This is a genomic window from Variovorax sp. Soil_C_17 (assembly GCF_057657265.1).
In genome coordinates this window covers 310,432-325,064 of record NZ_JBDGIT010000005.1, presented here as the reverse complement: position 1 = coordinate 325,064, position 14,633 = coordinate 310,432, and the positions used below count along the sequence as shown (strand labels likewise).

12 protein-coding genes and 1 pseudogene are annotated in these 14,633 nt (G+C 63.9%); 4 read left to right on the top strand and 9 right to left on the bottom strand.

Going from position 1 to position 14,633, the window contains the following annotated elements; translation table 11 throughout:
- Positions 1 to 58: 58 nt before the first annotated feature.
- Genes AC3A6Y_RS24290 through AC3A6Y_RS24280 form a run of 3 tightly spaced genes read left to right on the top strand, consistent with a single transcriptional unit; the run spans position 59 to position 3,320 of the window.
- Positions 59 to 1,309: a site-specific integrase gene (locus tag AC3A6Y_RS24290; protein WP_487870803.1), complete on the top strand. Its 1,251-nt coding sequence runs from the start codon at positions 59 to 61 to the stop codon at positions 1,307 to 1,309.
- Positions 1,306 to 2,241: a tyrosine-type recombinase/integrase gene (locus AC3A6Y_RS24285; RefSeq protein WP_487870802.1), complete on the top strand. Its 936-nt coding sequence runs from the start codon at positions 1,306 to 1,308 to the stop codon at positions 2,239 to 2,241. The genes AC3A6Y_RS24290 and AC3A6Y_RS24285 overlap by 4 nt, the downstream gene beginning before the upstream one ends.
- Positions 2,238 to 3,320, top strand: coding sequence for a site-specific integrase (locus tag AC3A6Y_RS24280; RefSeq protein WP_487870801.1), 1,083 nt, complete (start codon positions 2,238 to 2,240; stop codon positions 3,318 to 3,320). The genes AC3A6Y_RS24285 and AC3A6Y_RS24280 overlap by 4 nt, the downstream gene beginning before the upstream one ends.
- Here the strand turns inward: AC3A6Y_RS24280 and AC3A6Y_RS24275 are convergent.
- The 8 genes and pseudogenes from AC3A6Y_RS24275 to AC3A6Y_RS24240 form a co-directional block, all read right to left on the bottom strand.
- Positions 3,320 to 3,859, bottom strand: a pseudogene (locus AC3A6Y_RS24275) (tyrosine-type recombinase/integrase); the annotation flags it as partial. The gene AC3A6Y_RS24280 and the pseudogene AC3A6Y_RS24275 overlap by 1 nt on opposite strands.
- A 179-nt stretch (positions 3,860 to 4,038) precedes the next feature.
- Positions 4,039 to 5,319 (bottom strand): porin, encoded by a 1,281-nt coding sequence (locus AC3A6Y_RS24270; protein ID WP_487870800.1) that lies wholly within the window; start codon positions 5,317 to 5,319, stop codon positions 4,039 to 4,041.
- A gap of 41 nt (positions 5,320 to 5,360) precedes the next feature.
- A complete protein-coding gene (locus AC3A6Y_RS24265; RefSeq protein WP_487870799.1) occupies positions 5,361 to 6,326 on the bottom strand; it encodes a Bug family tripartite tricarboxylate transporter substrate binding protein in 966 nt (321 codons plus the stop codon).
- The gene (locus AC3A6Y_RS24260) at positions 6,323 to 7,429 is read right to left on the bottom strand and encodes a CobW family GTP-binding protein (RefSeq protein WP_487870798.1); all 1,107 of its coding nucleotides are present in this window, start codon (positions 7,427 to 7,429) and stop codon (positions 6,323 to 6,325) included. The genes AC3A6Y_RS24265 and AC3A6Y_RS24260 overlap by 4 nt, the downstream gene beginning before the upstream one ends.
- Entirely contained in the window at positions 7,426 to 7,800 is a 375-nt protein-coding gene (locus AC3A6Y_RS24255; RefSeq protein ID WP_487870797.1) for a hypothetical protein, read from the bottom strand. The genes AC3A6Y_RS24260 and AC3A6Y_RS24255 overlap by 4 nt, the downstream gene beginning before the upstream one ends.
- 8 nt (positions 7,801 to 7,808) lie before the next feature.
- Entirely contained in the window at positions 7,809 to 9,602 is a 1,794-nt protein-coding gene (locus tag AC3A6Y_RS24250; RefSeq protein WP_487870796.1) for a hydantoinase B/oxoprolinase family protein, read from the bottom strand.
- The gene (locus AC3A6Y_RS24245) at positions 9,599 to 11,683 is read right to left on the bottom strand and encodes a hydantoinase/oxoprolinase family protein (RefSeq protein ID WP_487870795.1); all 2,085 of its coding nucleotides are present in this window, start codon (positions 11,681 to 11,683) and stop codon (positions 9,599 to 9,601) included. The genes AC3A6Y_RS24250 and AC3A6Y_RS24245 overlap by 4 nt, the downstream gene beginning before the upstream one ends.
- A gap of 17 nt (positions 11,684 to 11,700) precedes the next feature.
- Positions 11,701 to 12,552: a fumarylacetoacetate hydrolase family protein gene (locus tag AC3A6Y_RS24240; RefSeq protein WP_487870794.1), complete on the bottom strand. Its 852-nt coding sequence runs from the start codon at positions 12,550 to 12,552 to the stop codon at positions 11,701 to 11,703.
- A 154-nt stretch (positions 12,553 to 12,706) separates the two neighbouring features.
- Between AC3A6Y_RS24240 and AC3A6Y_RS24235 the strand changes: the two genes are divergently transcribed.
- On the top strand, positions 12,707 to 13,645 hold the full coding sequence (locus AC3A6Y_RS24235; protein WP_487870793.1) for a LysR family transcriptional regulator: 939 nt from the start codon (positions 12,707 to 12,709) through the stop codon (positions 13,643 to 13,645).
- 256 nt (positions 13,646 to 13,901) lie between these two features.
- Here the strand turns inward: AC3A6Y_RS24235 and AC3A6Y_RS24230 are convergent, their stop codons facing one another.
- Positions 13,902 to 14,552, bottom strand: coding sequence for a TetR/AcrR family transcriptional regulator (locus AC3A6Y_RS24230; RefSeq protein ID WP_487870792.1), 651 nt, complete (start codon positions 14,550 to 14,552; stop codon positions 13,902 to 13,904).
- Positions 14,553 to 14,633: the final 81 nt, after the last annotated feature.

Sequence of the window (14,633 nt, the reverse complement as noted above, 5' to 3'; positions counted from 1 at the left end):
TTCGAACAACACATAGGAATGCTCTCTGCCGGGCAACACAGCCCGCAAGGAGAGCATTTTGGAACGTACATACGAGAGCGCAACCGCGCTCGTGGGCAGCGCCGTCGGCCCAATCTCAGAGCATCTTGGTTCCTTCGTTGAGCTGTTGCTGTGTCAGCAGTTCGTCGCCGCCGTCGCGTACGTCAAGGCACTGCACGCTGTGGCGTTCGACCGCTGGCTTGCCAAGCATGATGTTGATCCCGCCGAGCTCAGCGAGGCCCACATCCAGCGATTCTTGCACCGACGCCGGCGTCATCGGGGACCGATCCGCCCGGAGACCCGACGACGCGAGGAGTACGACACCCAGCATGTCCTGGGCTTCCTGCGATCCCGAGGCGTGTGCGCTCAAGCCATCGCTAGATCGATCCCGTCCGAGGATCTCGTGGCCGCCTTCGCTCATCACTTGCGCAGCCAGCAAGGGCTGGCGCCCCCGACGATCGAGCGTTACACGAACGTTGCGCGGCAGTCCCTCGTGCACCGCTTCAGCGGCGGCGCGGCCGACATGCGCATGGTCGTCGCCAATGACATCATCGAATTCATTCGCGGCCAAGCGGTCCATCTGCGGCCGCCTGGCCTCAAATGCGTCGTCACCGCCATGCGATCGTTCCTGCGCTACGGCCAATACTGCGGCGACGTTGCCGGCGGGCTCGTCGCCGCGGTGCCGGCGGTGGCCACCTGGACGACTACCCCGTCGCTGCCGCGTGCCATCTCGGCCGAGAATGCTCAGCGCGCCATCGACAGCTGCGACGTCGACACGGCGGTCGGCCTGCGCGATCGCGCGATCCTGCTGATCCTGGCGCGCCTAGGATTGCGAGCCAACGAAGTCGTGACCCTGCAGCTGGAAGACTGCGACTGGGAGCGCGGGCACCTGCGCACGCGGGGCAAGGGTGGGCGCGAGAGCCTGCTGCCGATGCCCAACGACGTGGGTCGAGCCATCGCCGCCTACCTTGAGCGTGGCCGACCCGCGTGTGACGATCGCCACCTGTTCCTGCGCTCGACGGCACCGATCCGTGGCTTCGCTCACAACTCGGACGCCATCGACTCGGTCGTGAGGTACGCGTTGGCGCGCGCCGGGGTCAATGCACCTCACCGCGGCTCACACCAGTTCCGCCATGCCTTGGCTGTTCAGATGTTGCGAGGCGGCGCGTCTCTGGCGGAGATCGGCGAGGTGCTGCGGCACCGCAGCCCGCAGTCCACGTCGATCTATGCCCGCGTTGACCTCGACGCGCTGCGCCCCTTGGCGCTGCCCTGGCCGGGAGGTGCACGATGAACCCGCTTCGCGACGAGCTGCGGCACTACTTGGCACTGCGCCGAAGCCTGGGCTTCAAGATGCACGACGCGGGCCGGTTGCCGCGATTCGTGAGCTTCCTGGAAGAGCATCAGGAACCGCACATCACTGTGCGATCTGCCCTGCACTGGGCGCAGGCGGCCAATGTTCAACCGGCGGAGTGGGCTCGGCGCCTGGGCTTCGTGCGCGGCTTCGCCCGCTACCGCAGCGCCGCCGATCCTGTCACCGAGGTTCCACCGGCGCAGCTCCTGCCCCACCGTTCCACCCGGGCGAAGCCCTACCTGTACACCGAGCAAGAAGTGCAACGACTTCTGGACGCGGCGCTGGAACTGCCGACGACCTGGCCGTCCACGCCGCTACGCCCCTGGGTGTTCCATGGCCTTCTGGGATTGCTCAGCGTCACGGGCCTTCGCATCTCCGAGGCGCTGGACCTGAAGCTGGATGACGTCGACCTGGTGCATGCGGTGCTGACGATCCACGCGGCCAAGCTGGGCCGATCGCGGTTGGTGCCCATCCACCCGACCACATGCGCCGTGCTGGCCGAGTACCTACGTCGCCGCGAGCAGTTCCTCGGGCCGAACAGCTCGCCGTACCTCTTCGTCTCCAACCGCGGCACGCGACTTGACGGTGGCCGCGTGCACCGGGCGTTCTACGCCCTGTCGCACAAGACGGGGCTGCGCGCGCCGGGTGCAAGCCGTGGTCCCAGGCTGCACGACTTCCGGCACCGCTTCGCAGTCACTGTTCTCACCCGCTGGTACCAGTCGGGTGTCGATCCCGAGCGGCAGCTGCCAGTGCTGGCAACCTACCTCGGCCACGTCTACGTGCAGGGCACCTACTGGTACCTGAGCGGCCAGCCAGAGCTGATGGCGCAGGCGATGGCGCGGCTGGAGCGCCGCTGGGGAGAGACAGGGTGACCGGCCGGCCGGACTTCGCCACGCTGCTTGAAGGCTTCTTCACACAGCGGTTGATGCAGCAACGCCGCGCCAGTGCGCACACGATCGCCTCCTACCGCGACACCTTCCGGATGCTGCTGCAGTTCGCGTACAAGAGGCTGCGCAAGGCGCCGTCAGCGCTGGCGCTCGACAACATCGACGCGCCCCTGGTGGCTGCCTTCCTCGACGATCTGGAGGCCACGCGCGGAAGCACGGCCAGGACGCGCAACTTGCGCCTGACGGCAATCCACTCATTCTTCCGCTACGTGGCCTTCGAGGTTCCCACTCACGCCGCGCAGACCCAGCGAGTTCTGGCCATCCCGGCCAAGCGCTTCATCCGCGCGATGGTGCCATTCCTCAGCCGTGCGGAGGTCGACGCCTTGCTCGCGGCGCCGGATCGACGCACGTGGTCGGGGCGGCGCGACCATGCGCTGATCCTGCTGGCAGTGCAGACAGGGCTTCGGCTGTCGGAGCTGACGAGCCTCGTGCCGGACGACCTCCAGCTGGGCGCTGGTGCTCATGTGCGCGTGCTCGGCAAGGGCCGCAAGGAGCGGTGCACACCCTTGAGCAAGAACACGAGGGCAGTCCTCGCCGCGTGGTTGCACGAGCCAACGAAGGTCGCCGGGCAGCCCTTGTTCCCCAATTCTCAAGGTGGCCGCCTGAGCGCACACGGCGTGCACTATCTGTTGGCCAAGCATGTGGCCACGGCGACTGTGACTTGGCCGTCGCTGAAGCACAAGCGCGTGAGCCCACATGTGCTGCGGCATACGACAGCGATGGATCTACTGCAAGCAGGCATCGATCGATCCGTCATCGCGCTGTGGCTTGGCCACGAGTCGATCGAGACGACACAGATGTACCTGGACGCTGACCTGGAGTTGAAGCAGCAGGCGCTCGATCGGATCACGCCGCCCGCCGGTCGCCCCGGGGCGGTATCGGCCCGACGACAAGCTGCTGGCGTTCTTGAAGGCGCTGTAGTCGCAGGCCTATGTTCTGTAGTGCGACCACTCGCGCCGAGGCGGGAAGGCGCGTCACGGGACATAGGCCGGCAACGGACATAGTCCAGCTTGGTGTGCCCGAGCAAAAGTTGCACCGCGCGCAGGTTCCTGGTGCGGCGGTAGACCAAGGAAGCCTTGGTCCGGTGCATCGAATGGGTGCCGTAGTCCGCCGAGTCCAGGCCGATCTCCTCCACCCATGCGTCGACGATGCGCGCGTACTGCCGCGTCCCGAGGTGTGGCGAAGCATGAACCCGGCTCGGGAAGAGGAAGTCTTCGGGACGTAGATGCGCCGAATGGATCCAATCGGACACGGCAACGCGGGTTGGCTCGGTGAGTTCGAACTGGACCGGTCGTCCCGTCTTCTGCTGGATCACGTTCGCGCGAGCTGCCGGCCTGTCACCATTGGCCACGTCGCGCACCCGCAGCTTGACCAGGTCGCAGGCCCGAAGCTTGCTGTCGATACCGAGGTTGAAGAGCGCAAGGTCGCGGGTTCGGCATGACAGCTGGAGCCGAGTCCGGATCGCCCAGATCTCCTTGAGCTTAAACGGCCACTTCTGCCCGACGAGTTTGTCCTTGTTCCAGGCAAGGCGCGGCGCTGAGATGGGGGGATGCGTCCATGTCGATCTCCTGTACAGTTTGGGGACCAAACACTTTGCGCCATGTCACGCGCGGGCCCATTGCGGGCTTTCAGCCTTTGCCGATAGCAGACAGTCGCCCTCAACCTCGAGCGTGAACTCGGCGATAGCGACGAGCACGTTCATCGCCGCCGTGCGAGGTCACATCAGAACGCATGCCGGATGCCAAAGTCATATCCGGTGGAACTGCGCGGTGCCAATCCTGATGCTCCTGCACCTGTAGACAGATACGCTCCTCCCCCCGTCACCGCCCCCATGATCGCCGGATTGTTCTGACCGTCTTTGACCCGAATGCGGGCAACCGTGGCGTACAGCGCCGTGCGCTTTGAGAGGTTGTAGTCGTACCCGACGGCGAGCTTGTTCACCGATGCGTCTCGTCGCGGCGCAAATGGGGTCGCCAATGGGCCCAGGTCGTTGTCGAATCTGACGCGTGAGTACGACGCCTTGATCAGACCTGGACCGACGGGCACGGTGGCGCCCAGAAGGCCACCCTTGTACTTGTCTGAATCACGAAGCGTCACAGAACCTAGCACCGGCGACGGTGCCGTTGACAGCGCGCGATCCGTGACTTGGGAGACTTCACCGAAGAGCTTCATGAAACCAAAATCGTACGAGGCACCGAGATTGATTGTTTTGATCTTCTCATCCAGATTGACTCCGGTCGGAAATCCAGCGGCGTTCATGCCAATGGTGTCCGCTGCCGTGCTTTCCCCATAGGCCAAGGCAACGTCGAGCGGCCCGGCAGCGTAGCCCAACCGGCCGCCAAAGAAGCGGCCCCTGTGGCTTGGACTTCCCGGCATATTGCTCTGCGAGACGTTCTCGTGCAGCGCGAACTGCAGCTGTCCATAGACTCCGCCCAGATTGGGCGGAAGAAAGTAGCCGATGCTGTTGCTGGTGCGAAGGTAGTTGTCGGAAGCGGCCACGGGCGATCCAGGACCTCTTACGGTCTGCAGATTCGTCCCGACAGTCGAAACGACATTGGCGCCGACTCCGATCGTGCTGAATGGGCTGAAGACCGAGTCGTTCCAGAAGGTCGGCGTGAAGTCGCGGCCCAGCCGAATCTCGCCGAAGGGGCCGGACAAACTGACGGTCGACCGCCGATTAAAACTTGCGACCCCGGTGGCGCCGCTGTCCGGCGTCGTGCCGGCTTCGAGCCAGAAGCCGGCGGAAAGTCCACCGCCAAGGTCCTCTGTGCCGCGAAAGCCCAAACGGCTGTTCGATTGCCCGCTGTTGGACAAAACCGTCTGGCTTCGGGTGACGCTCGGCAGCGGAAGCACCAGTGCAGCAGTGTTGTTGTAGAACTCGCTCTTGGCGCTGTAGTAGCTAACGCCGACATCGACGACGCCGAAGAGCGTGACGGACGATTGGGCGGTGGCCGCGGTGACGCAAGACAGCATGCTCGCTGCCGCGATGATGGTTCTGTTCATGGTTGTGATCTCGATGGATGAAGCGTTGTCTGGCGTCGTCGTCACTCAGGCTTGAATCCTGCACTCTTGAGGAGTTCAGCGCTTTGGGAGACGAAACCAGCGACATAGCTTTTGAACTGGTCGACGTCCTGAGTCACAGGCTCTACGCCAAGGCTTGCGAGCGCGCCCGATCTGCCCAACTCAGACATCGATTTGTTGATGGCATTGTTGAGCAACTGGACCCGATCGGCGGGGGTGCCCTTGGGCGCCCACACGCCGTACCACGACCCGTATGTGAAGCCCGGCAGCCCGCTCTCCTGCACTGTCGGAACGTCGGGCGCGAGAGGGCTGCGCTTGGCTGAAGTGATTGCGATGGGCCGGACGCGGCCCGCTTTGGCCAGCGGCAGCACAGAGATCATCGAGTCCATCAGGAGCTGCACGTGTCCGCCCCCTACGTCCACCAACGCAGGTTGGGTGCCCTTGTAAGGAACATAGGTGAACTTGACGTTGCCCTGTTTGGCCAGGAGCAGCGTGGCCAGGTGACTTGGTGCACCTGCAGCCGGAATGGCCGCTGTCCACTTATCCGGCTCCTTCTTTGCCGCAGCCAGCACGTCGGTGAGCTTGCGAGGCTCCAGTTGGGGCGCGATGACGAGCATCAGCGGCGCCTCTGCAACCCGCGCAATCGGAGAGAATTCTGTTTGCGGGTCGTAAGGCGGCGTGGCGACGACCTCCTTGGCCAGCACGTGCGTGGCCGCGGAGAACAGCAGCGTATAGCCGTCGGCGGTAGCGGTCTGGACTGCCTTGCCACCCAGCGTGCCGTTCGCGCCGGCACGGTTTTCCACAATCACCGACACCCCGAGCTGTGTGTGTAGCTGGTTGGCCAGCAGGCGCGCGATGTTGTCTACACCGCCTCCCGCGGCAAAAGGAACGACGATGCGGATCAAGCGGTCAGGGAATTTGCCAGTCTGCGCCCATGCGGGTGCGACCGCGAGGATCGCGCACGCGACAACTACTTTCAGTGATTTCATGGAGTCTCCGTTGATTTAGATGAGGGGACCGGCGACGAGGCCGCAGGCGGTCTCGGGCGTCGCCGCTCGAAGACGCGCAGCGACTCGTCCATCGACTCTGCGTCGACGCCGCGGGTGATGAACACGATCCGGGTGCGTCTGTCCGCGCTCGGCCAGGCCGGCAATGACTCGGGCGGCTGGTACAGGTGCTGTACGCCGTGGAACACGAGCGGCTGTTCCGGCTGCTCCTGCAGGTTGACGATTCCTTTCACGCGCAGCAGGTCTTCGCCCCGCATCGCGATCACCATGTCGAGCCAGGAAAGGAAGCCATCTCGCGGCAACGGATCGTCGCGAGCGATCACGAATGAAGCGATTCCGCCCGAGTGCGCCGGTGCATCACCCGCTTCGCCGGCGGTTGTCACCGGTCTGTAGAAGGATCCACTCTCCGCTGAGAAAGACCGCGCGTCGCTGACGGGCGTCTGCATCGTCTGACGCAGCACTGCCACGTACTCTCCGCGCTCCAGATGCACTGCAGCTGTCGGGTTCAAGCTCCTCAAGCGGTCAAGCAACTCCTGGGGGATTGGCTCGCCCAGCAGATCGGCCTTCGTGAGAAAAAGGTGATCGGCCATGGCGACTTGTCGGGCGGCTTCGAAATAACGATCGAGCGTGCCCCGCGCCAGAACAGCGTCGACGGTGCAGCACACGCCGGCCAATGTGAAGCGATCCTTGACGGCGGGTTCTCCCATCACGGTCCGAAGGATCGGCGCAGGGTCGGCGAGGCCGCTCGTCTCGATCAATACATGGCGCAATGCTGGGCCGCCCGATGCGCCGCGTTCCGCGAGACCCACCAGCGCACCGATGATATCGCCGCGCACCGCACAACACATGCAGCCGTTGGCCAGCAGGATGGTGTCCTCCGTTGTGTTGGCGATCAGGTCGTGGTCGATACCGATTTCACCGAACTCATTGACAATGACCGCGGTGCCGACCAGATCAGGTTCGCGCAGCAGTTCGTTGAGGAGCGTCGTCTTTCCGCTGCCAAGGAATCCGGTCAGGACCGTCACAGGGACGCGCACCTGCCCGGGCTGGTCAGCTCCCAGCAACGAGGAGAAGTGGCCGGTCATGACTCACCCTGCTGTCGCCCGCCGTGAAGCTCAGCGAAAGAGTTCAAAGTTCGCTCCAGTCGTGCCAGCAACCACTCGCTCGCCTCGGCGGTAAACTCGTCGCGCTCAAGATCTTCCAGCAGAGTCTGAAGTGGCAGACCGGTTGCTTCAGACGTCGGGCGGGCCCGGAAGAAGGCCTCCACATCGGCAACACCGGAGCGGAGGCCCTGGTCCTCCAGGTAGTCCACGATGTCCAGCTCGAAGTCGACCAGCTGGAGGCTCACGCCGCCGGCGCCGCAGCCGCAACTGGAGCCGAGTGCAACGTGACGCATCGCAAGTTCGCTCCACAGGCGTGAGAGCCTGGAGGCGCGCTGCGACACGTCATCGGCCATGGCGAGGCTCACTGTCCGTCCCAGGCGACGTCAAGGGACACACCATTGCGCGAGGCTTTTGGTGCCTTGCGAAGCATGCGCGTCGCCTCTTGGTCGACCTGCCCCTTTGAGTCCAGGGCGACGCAATAGACCTCACGTGCCACCTCGCTGCTGACGTAGCCCTCGCGCACGTCCTCTGCGACAAGGTCCATGTCGCGGGCAAGCGGATCGCCGAAGCCGCCACCGCCACCCGACAGCATCTTGTAGGCGTCTCCGCGCTCCAGCCGCACGTTGAAGATCTTTGCGTTCAGGTGGTCGGTCTTCCACTCACCCTTGTGACGCACGGCGAGGCCGTTGCCCATGGCGTCCCCGCCGCCTTCCAGGCCCCATGGCTTGCAGTGGACGCGATCGATGCGGGTGGTGACGGTGAAAGGAGACAGCGCCTGCACCACCATTTCGGCGCCCAGACCACCGCGGTACCGACCGGCGCCGGCACTGTCCTGGCGAATCTGGTACTTCTCGACCAGCACCGGGTACTTAGCTTCGAGCTGCTCGGTCGGACTGTTGTGGGTGTCGCCATCGTTGATGCACACCGTGACCGAGACGCCGTCTTCCGTCGACTTGGCGCCCCATCCTCCACCCAGCGGTCCGATGCCGACAATGAAGAGTCGCCCATCCTCCGGGGAGATGCCGTGGATGTTGGGAAACACCAGGTCGGCGTGGTGACCTGCGATCGAGCGGTCCGGGATGGCTGGAGCCAGCGCCTTGAAGATGGTGTCGATCACCGTCATCGGGAAGGTCATCCACACCCGCATCGGGTACGGCCGCTCGGCACTGATCACCGTGCCCATCGGCATGATCACCTTCAGCGCGCGGAAACTTCCGTCGTTGACCGGGTAGTCGGTCGGCGTGGTCAGGCACTTGTAGGCCACCTGTGCGCAGGCGATGCCGGTCGTGAAGCCTGAGTTGTAGAAGCCTCGTACCTGCTTGCTGACGTCGGACAAGTCCACCGTCATCTCTTCACCCGTGACGGTCACCTTGACGCGAATCGGGATGCGCTTGCCGATCTCCAGTCCGTCGTCGTCCATGAAGGACTCCGCCTCATACACGCCATCGGGAATCGAAAGGGTGTTCTTGCGCGCCACCGCCTCTGACGAGTCCATGATCTGGCGGATTGAGCCGTTCACTGCATCCACTCCATAGCGCTCCAGGAGCTCCACGTAGCGGCGCTCGCCTGTAGTGATGGCGGTGATCTGCGCGCGTAGGTCGCCCAATGCCCGATCAGCCAGTCGCACGTTCATCGCGATGATGTCGACCAGGTCCTGGTTCACCACGTTTTCGCGTTGGTACTTCATGATGGGAATCTGGATCCCTTCGCTGAAGATGTCGGTGGTGACGTTGCCTAGCGTGCCGCCCACGTCAAGCCAGTGCGCCATGCAGCAGGTGAACCCTTCCAGCTTGCCCTCGTGGAACACCGGCATCGTGAACGTGAAGTGGTTCAGATGGCTGCCGGTGGTATAGGCATCGTTTGTGACCAGGATGTCGCCCGGCAGGATGTTCTCGTAGCCGAAGTGCCTGATCTTGGCCTTGACCGTCTCGGACATGCCCCGGATGAACATCGGCAGGCCCAGGCCGATCGAGACCGTGTCGCCCTCCCTGGTGAAAAGCCCCACGGTAAAGTCCAGCGCCTCGTAGATGATCAGGTTGTAGGCGGTGCGCGTGAGATTGGTTTTCATCTCCTCTGTCACGGCGTACAGGCCGTTGCGAATGATCTCGACGGTGACCGGGTCAACCACGGCCGAGGAAGTGTGCTGGTTGCTCATGAGCGGTCGCTCCCGATGGAAATTTGAAGGTTGCCGAGTTCGTCTACGCGCATCTCATCGCCTGGTTGCATCACGGTGGTGGAGGCGTGCTCCTCGATCAGCGCCGGGCCGCTGACGACGTTGCCGGAGCGCAGAAGGTCGCGCTTGTAGACGGGCGTGTCGGCCCAGCCGCCGGAGCGGAAGTACACCGGCTTGACGGTGCGCAGCGCTGCCTTCTCCGGCTTGGACGAACCCTCATCCACGCGGTGCTTGGGCGGCTTCTTCATGATGCCGAGCACGGTGACGCGCAGGCTCACCAGGTCAGCCGGCTCCTTGGGTGCCGAAGTGCCGTAGCGCACCTTGTGCAGCTCGTCGAACTGCTGCTTGATGGCCGAGCGGTCCTTGCCCTCAAAGAAAGCCATCGGGAGGTCCACCGTCACCGCGTGCTCCTGGCCCACGTAGCGCATGTCGGCCGCACGCTCGATCACCACGCCGTCCGCCTTCACGCCGGACTGCGCCAGCGCGGCGCGGCCCTCGTCTTCCATCGTCTTGTAGGCCGATTCAATTTCCTCGAAGGAGACGTCGGTGAGCTTGCGGAACACCGAGCGCACGTAGTCATAGCGCAGGTCGGAGAACAGCATCCCGTAGGCGGAGAAGTAGCCCGGCGCGTACGGGATCAGCACTTTGCGGATGCCGATCTCGCGTGCGATCGCCGAGGCATGCAGCGGGCCGGCGCCGCCGTACACCACCATGGTGAAGCTGCCGGCGTCCAGGCCGCGTTCGGTGGTCACCGCCTTCACTGCGTGTGACATCTGCGTCACCGCGATACGCAGGATGCCGTCGGCCGCCTCGGTCGGATCCAGGCCCAGCGGACCGGCCACACGCTCGTCCATCTGCCGCTTGCAACCTTCCATGTCGAGCTTGAGTTCGCCGCCCAGGAAGTTGTCGGCGTCGAGTCGGCCCAGCACCAGGTTGGCGTCGGTCACGGTCGGTTCCTTGCCGCCGCGGCCATAGGCCACCGGCCCCGGGATGGAGCCGGCGCTTTGCGGTCCCACACGCAGCGCGTTGCCGGTCTCCACGCGGGCGATCGAGCCACCGCCGGTGCCGACCTCGTGGATGTCCATCATCGGGATCTGGATCGGCAGCGCGCGCTCATAGCCGCCAATCAGCGCCGAGCCCGTCGTGAGCGGCCGGCCCTTGCTGATCACGCCTGCCTTGGCCGTCGTGCCGCCCATGTCGAAGGCGATCGCATCGCCCATGCCGAGTTGCGCACAGATGGCCTGTGCACCGATCACACCGGCAGCGGGGCCCGACTCCAGCATCCGAACGCAGCCGACGCGAGCATGCTCGATCGGGAACAGGCCGCCGGTCGACTGCACGACATAGAAGTCGCCGCCGAAGCCCTTGTCGGAAAGGTGTGTTTCGAGCTGACCGAGGTATTGGGAAACGCGAGGCCCGACGTAGGCATTGGCCACGACGGTGGAAACGCGCTCGAACTCGCGGTATTCCTGCGACAGCTCGTGCGAAGCGGACACGAAGGCGTTCGGAAGCTCTTCCTGCAGGATCTGCTTAACGCGCTGCTCGTGCGCCGGATTGCGGTACGAGTGGAGCAGCAGCACCGCCACTGCCTCGATGTTCTTGCCCTTCAGCTCGCGAGCCAGCTCGCGCACCGCGCCCTCGTCCAGCGGCTTGTGCAAGCTGCCGTCGGCGCGAAGGCGCTCGGCCACTTCGAAGCGCAGCGAGCGCTTGACCAGCGGCTGGTGCTTGTTGAAGAACAGGTTGTAGGCATCCGGACGGTTCACGCGGCCGATCTCGTAGATGTCGCGAAAGCCTTCCGTGATCAGCAGCGCGGTGTTGGCGCCGTTGCGCTCCAGCAGCGTATTGATGGCGATGGTGGAGCCGTGCAGGAACAACTGGCCGTTGCGCACATCGATGTCGGCGCTGTCCAGCGTGGCCTGGATGCCGTTGACCAGCTGGCCGTGCGTCGAAAGCGCCTTGCCGAACAGCAGCTTGCCGGTGGTCTCGTCGAATGCGGCCATGTCGGTGAAGGTGCCGCCGATGTCGACCGCGATGCGCAGATTGGGTTTGGATTGGGTTGCCATGTGTGTCTCGGCGCGCCTCAGGCTGCCGTTCCGATGCGGTTGCGCAGGATGCCCAGGCCGGTGATCTCCACCTCGACCACGTCGCCTTCCTTCATGTACAGCGGAGGCTCGCGACGGTCGCCGACCCCACCGGGCGTTCCGGTGGCGATCACGTCGCCGGGCGACAACGGCGTGAAGCGGGAGATGTACTCGACCAGCACGGGAATGTTGAAGATCAGGTCGTCGATGCTCGCGTGCTGCATCACGTTGCCGTTGACGCGCGTCTCCAGCGTCAGCCTGGTAACGTCCGGCACCTCATCGCGGGTCACCAGATAAGGTCCGAAAGGCGCGGTACCGGGGAAGTTCTTACCCGGCGTGAACTGGTGCGTGTGCCGCTGCCAGTCGCGAACGCTGATGTCGTTCAGGCAGGCATAGCCGGCGATGTGCTCGAAGGCCTGCGCCTTCGGGATGTGGCGGCCGCCCTTGCCGATCACGAAGGCCAGTTCGCCTTCCCAGTCGAAGCGCTCCGAGAAGGCCGGGCGCAGAACGGTGTCTTCATGCGCAGCCAGCGTGTCGTTGAAGCGAAGGAACAGTGACGGGTATTCGCTGTCCCCGCGCTTGGTCTCGGCGACGTGAGTCTTGTAGTTCAGACCCACGCAGATCAGCTTGGGCGGATTGGGAATCACTGGGAGCGCGCGCACCGCGCTCGCCTGCACGGAGTTCCCGCTTGCCGCCGCCGCCTGCTCGAGCTCGCACAAGGCGGCGGCCTGCAGCACTGCCACCAGATCCGGGTAGCGGTTGAGGAAGTCGGCCGGCGGCAGTTGGTAGCGCTCTTCCTGGACCACTCCGTAGGTGGCCTGCCCAGCGTGTATGAAGCTAGCGAGTTTCAATGGATCTCCTTGAATTCATCGCTGCGTTGGTTGCGCGAAAAGATCAGTTCGCAGCGGGTACAGGGACTGTAGAAATCCAGGAGCTCTTCGCCTAGATAGAATTCAGAGGAACCAGCATTGCCAGATTTGGCATGGCCATACGCGGGTAATCCCTATGAACGTTGCGACCGTCAAGCTCTTCTTGGAGGTGCTGGAGGCTGGCAGCCTCAGCAAGGTTGCGGCGCGCCGCCAGACGGTGCAGTCGCACATCAGCCGCCAGATCAGTGACTTCGAGGCGACCTTTGGCGGACCGCTTTTCCGGCGCACGGGCAGGGGTGTCGCGCCGACCGAGTTGGGCGAGCGCGCTGCAGTGCGGCTACGTTCTTGGGTGTCAGAGACAGACCGTCTGGCACAGGAGCTGCGCGAAGAGTCAGGCAAGCTGCTTGGCGAGGTCCGCCTAGGCGTCATCCCGTCCGCAGCGCATCCACTGATGACTCGGCTTTTTCAACGCCTGCAAGACGAGCATCCGGGTATCCGCCTCAACATCGCCGAGGCTCAAGGCACCGAACTCAACACGATGCTCGATAGCGGCGCCGTCGACATGGCGATCCTCTTTCGATTCAATCGCCCAAGCGGCCACGAGGAAAAACTGCTGAGCGTTGCGCATACCTATCTGATCGCTGCACCAGGCGACGAGCTCACAAGAGAACCCACGGTCAATTTCTCACGCCTGTCTGGGCTGCGCCTCGTGCTGCCTCGCCGCCCCAGTCACTGGCGCAATGCGCTTGACGAAGCTGCTCGGAGCTTGGGATTTACTCTGATGCCTGTTGCCGAAGTTGATTCGTTGACGATGCAGAAAGAACTAGTGGCAAATACGACGGGCCTCTATTCGATGATGGGGCCGTATTCGATTGCCGAGGAGCTCCAACGGGGCCGTCTTCAAGCCAGCAAGCTCGTCAAGCCTGATCTCTTTCGCCACGTGACGTTGGCATTCCCGAAACAGGGGAAGCTTTCGCCGGCGTGCAGGGTGGTCGCCGAGATCATCCAACATTTGGTCAACGCTTGGGGAAGCTTGACGGAACCCACAGCCGAGGACGAAGCCGGGCACGCTTAGCACTGACCAGTGAACGCGACTTCGCAGGCTGATCTCTGATCATGCTACAAGGCGGAACTTTGCAATCTGGCGACAAGACCGAACGTCTGGTTCTGCCGAGTCCGGCCTCACGGTTCAGCAGATGTGCCGCGGCATCTTGCCGTGACCGGAGGCAGCTGGATTGGAAGCAGACATCCGCTGAAGTCGCGCTCCGCACATGCCTTCTTGGGGCTCGGAATCACTTTCGCCACTGTAAGAGAGCTGGCCCGACACCCGCTCAGCGGCCTGAAGCAATTTCATTGCGCAACCCGTCAACGAGGATAGCCAGCCCCGCGCGAAACTCGGTTTCAGCATCACTGGCCGAAGCAGCCGTGGCGATTTCAATCAGATGCGGAAAGCGGTCCGGAGGGAGCGCTTGAAATCGAGCAATTGTCTCGCTGACTGACTCGCCGGCACGTAGCGTAAGCGGTCCAGCGAGCTCGGCTTGCGCGGCGCCCATGATGAGCGCAGACACTGCTCTGAAAGCAACGAGAAGGCGGTCTCCTGTGCGTCCGCTCCGCGCCAACGGGCGCAGTAGTGCCTCGGTCACTCCGAGCACTTCCGGCGAACGGCTGCGCCTGGTCAGGATGAGCGGTATGACATGCGGGTGGGTCCGGATGGAGCGCCACAGCATCACCGCGATGGCCTCCAGCTCCTCGTGCCAGGCGAGGTCGCCGTCGGGCGCCCATCGAGCCTCGCCGATGACCGCCTCGACTACCAGGACCTCCAACTCCTCTCGCTGCGAGACGTAGTTGTAGAGGGTCATTGCCCCGGTTCCTAGCTCGCTGGCCAGGGCGCGCATGGTCAGGCCCGCGAGTCCGTGCGCATCGACAAGCGCGAGTGCCGCTCGCTGAAGCTGCTCACGGGTGAATTTCGCAGGGCGTCCCACGCTTGACTCCGTTCTGAATAGGAGGGTACATTTATTTTAACGTACATTGTACTCAAACTGTTCGGTTAGGACTGACCTCAG

Coding starts and splice junctions, on each gene's coding strand:
- AC3A6Y_RS24285 (WP_487870802.1), top strand. CDS start 1,306: ATGAACCCGCTTCGCGACGAGCTGCGGCACTACTTGGCACTGCGCCGA.
- AC3A6Y_RS24270 (WP_487870800.1), bottom strand. CDS start 5,319: ATGAACAGAACCATCATCGCGGCAGCGAGCATGCTGTCTTGCGTCACC.
- AC3A6Y_RS24265 (WP_487870799.1), bottom strand. CDS start 6,326: ATGAAATCACTGAAAGTAGTTGTCGCGTGCGCGATCCTCGCGGTCGCA.
- AC3A6Y_RS24260 (WP_487870798.1), bottom strand. CDS start 7,429: ATGACCGGCCACTTCTCCTCGTTGCTGGGAGCTGACCAGCCCGGGCAG.
- AC3A6Y_RS24255 (WP_487870797.1), bottom strand. CDS start 7,800: ATGGCCGATGACGTGTCGCAGCGCGCCTCCAGGCTCTCACGCCTGTGG.
- AC3A6Y_RS24250 (WP_487870796.1), bottom strand. CDS start 9,602: ATGAGCAACCAGCACACTTCCTCGGCCGTGGTTGACCCGGTCACCGTC.
- AC3A6Y_RS24245 (WP_487870795.1), bottom strand. CDS start 11,683: ATGGCAACCCAATCCAAACCCAATCTGCGCATCGCGGTCGACATCGGC.
- AC3A6Y_RS24235 (WP_487870793.1), top strand. CDS start 12,707: ATGAACGTTGCGACCGTCAAGCTCTTCTTGGAGGTGCTGGAGGCTGGC.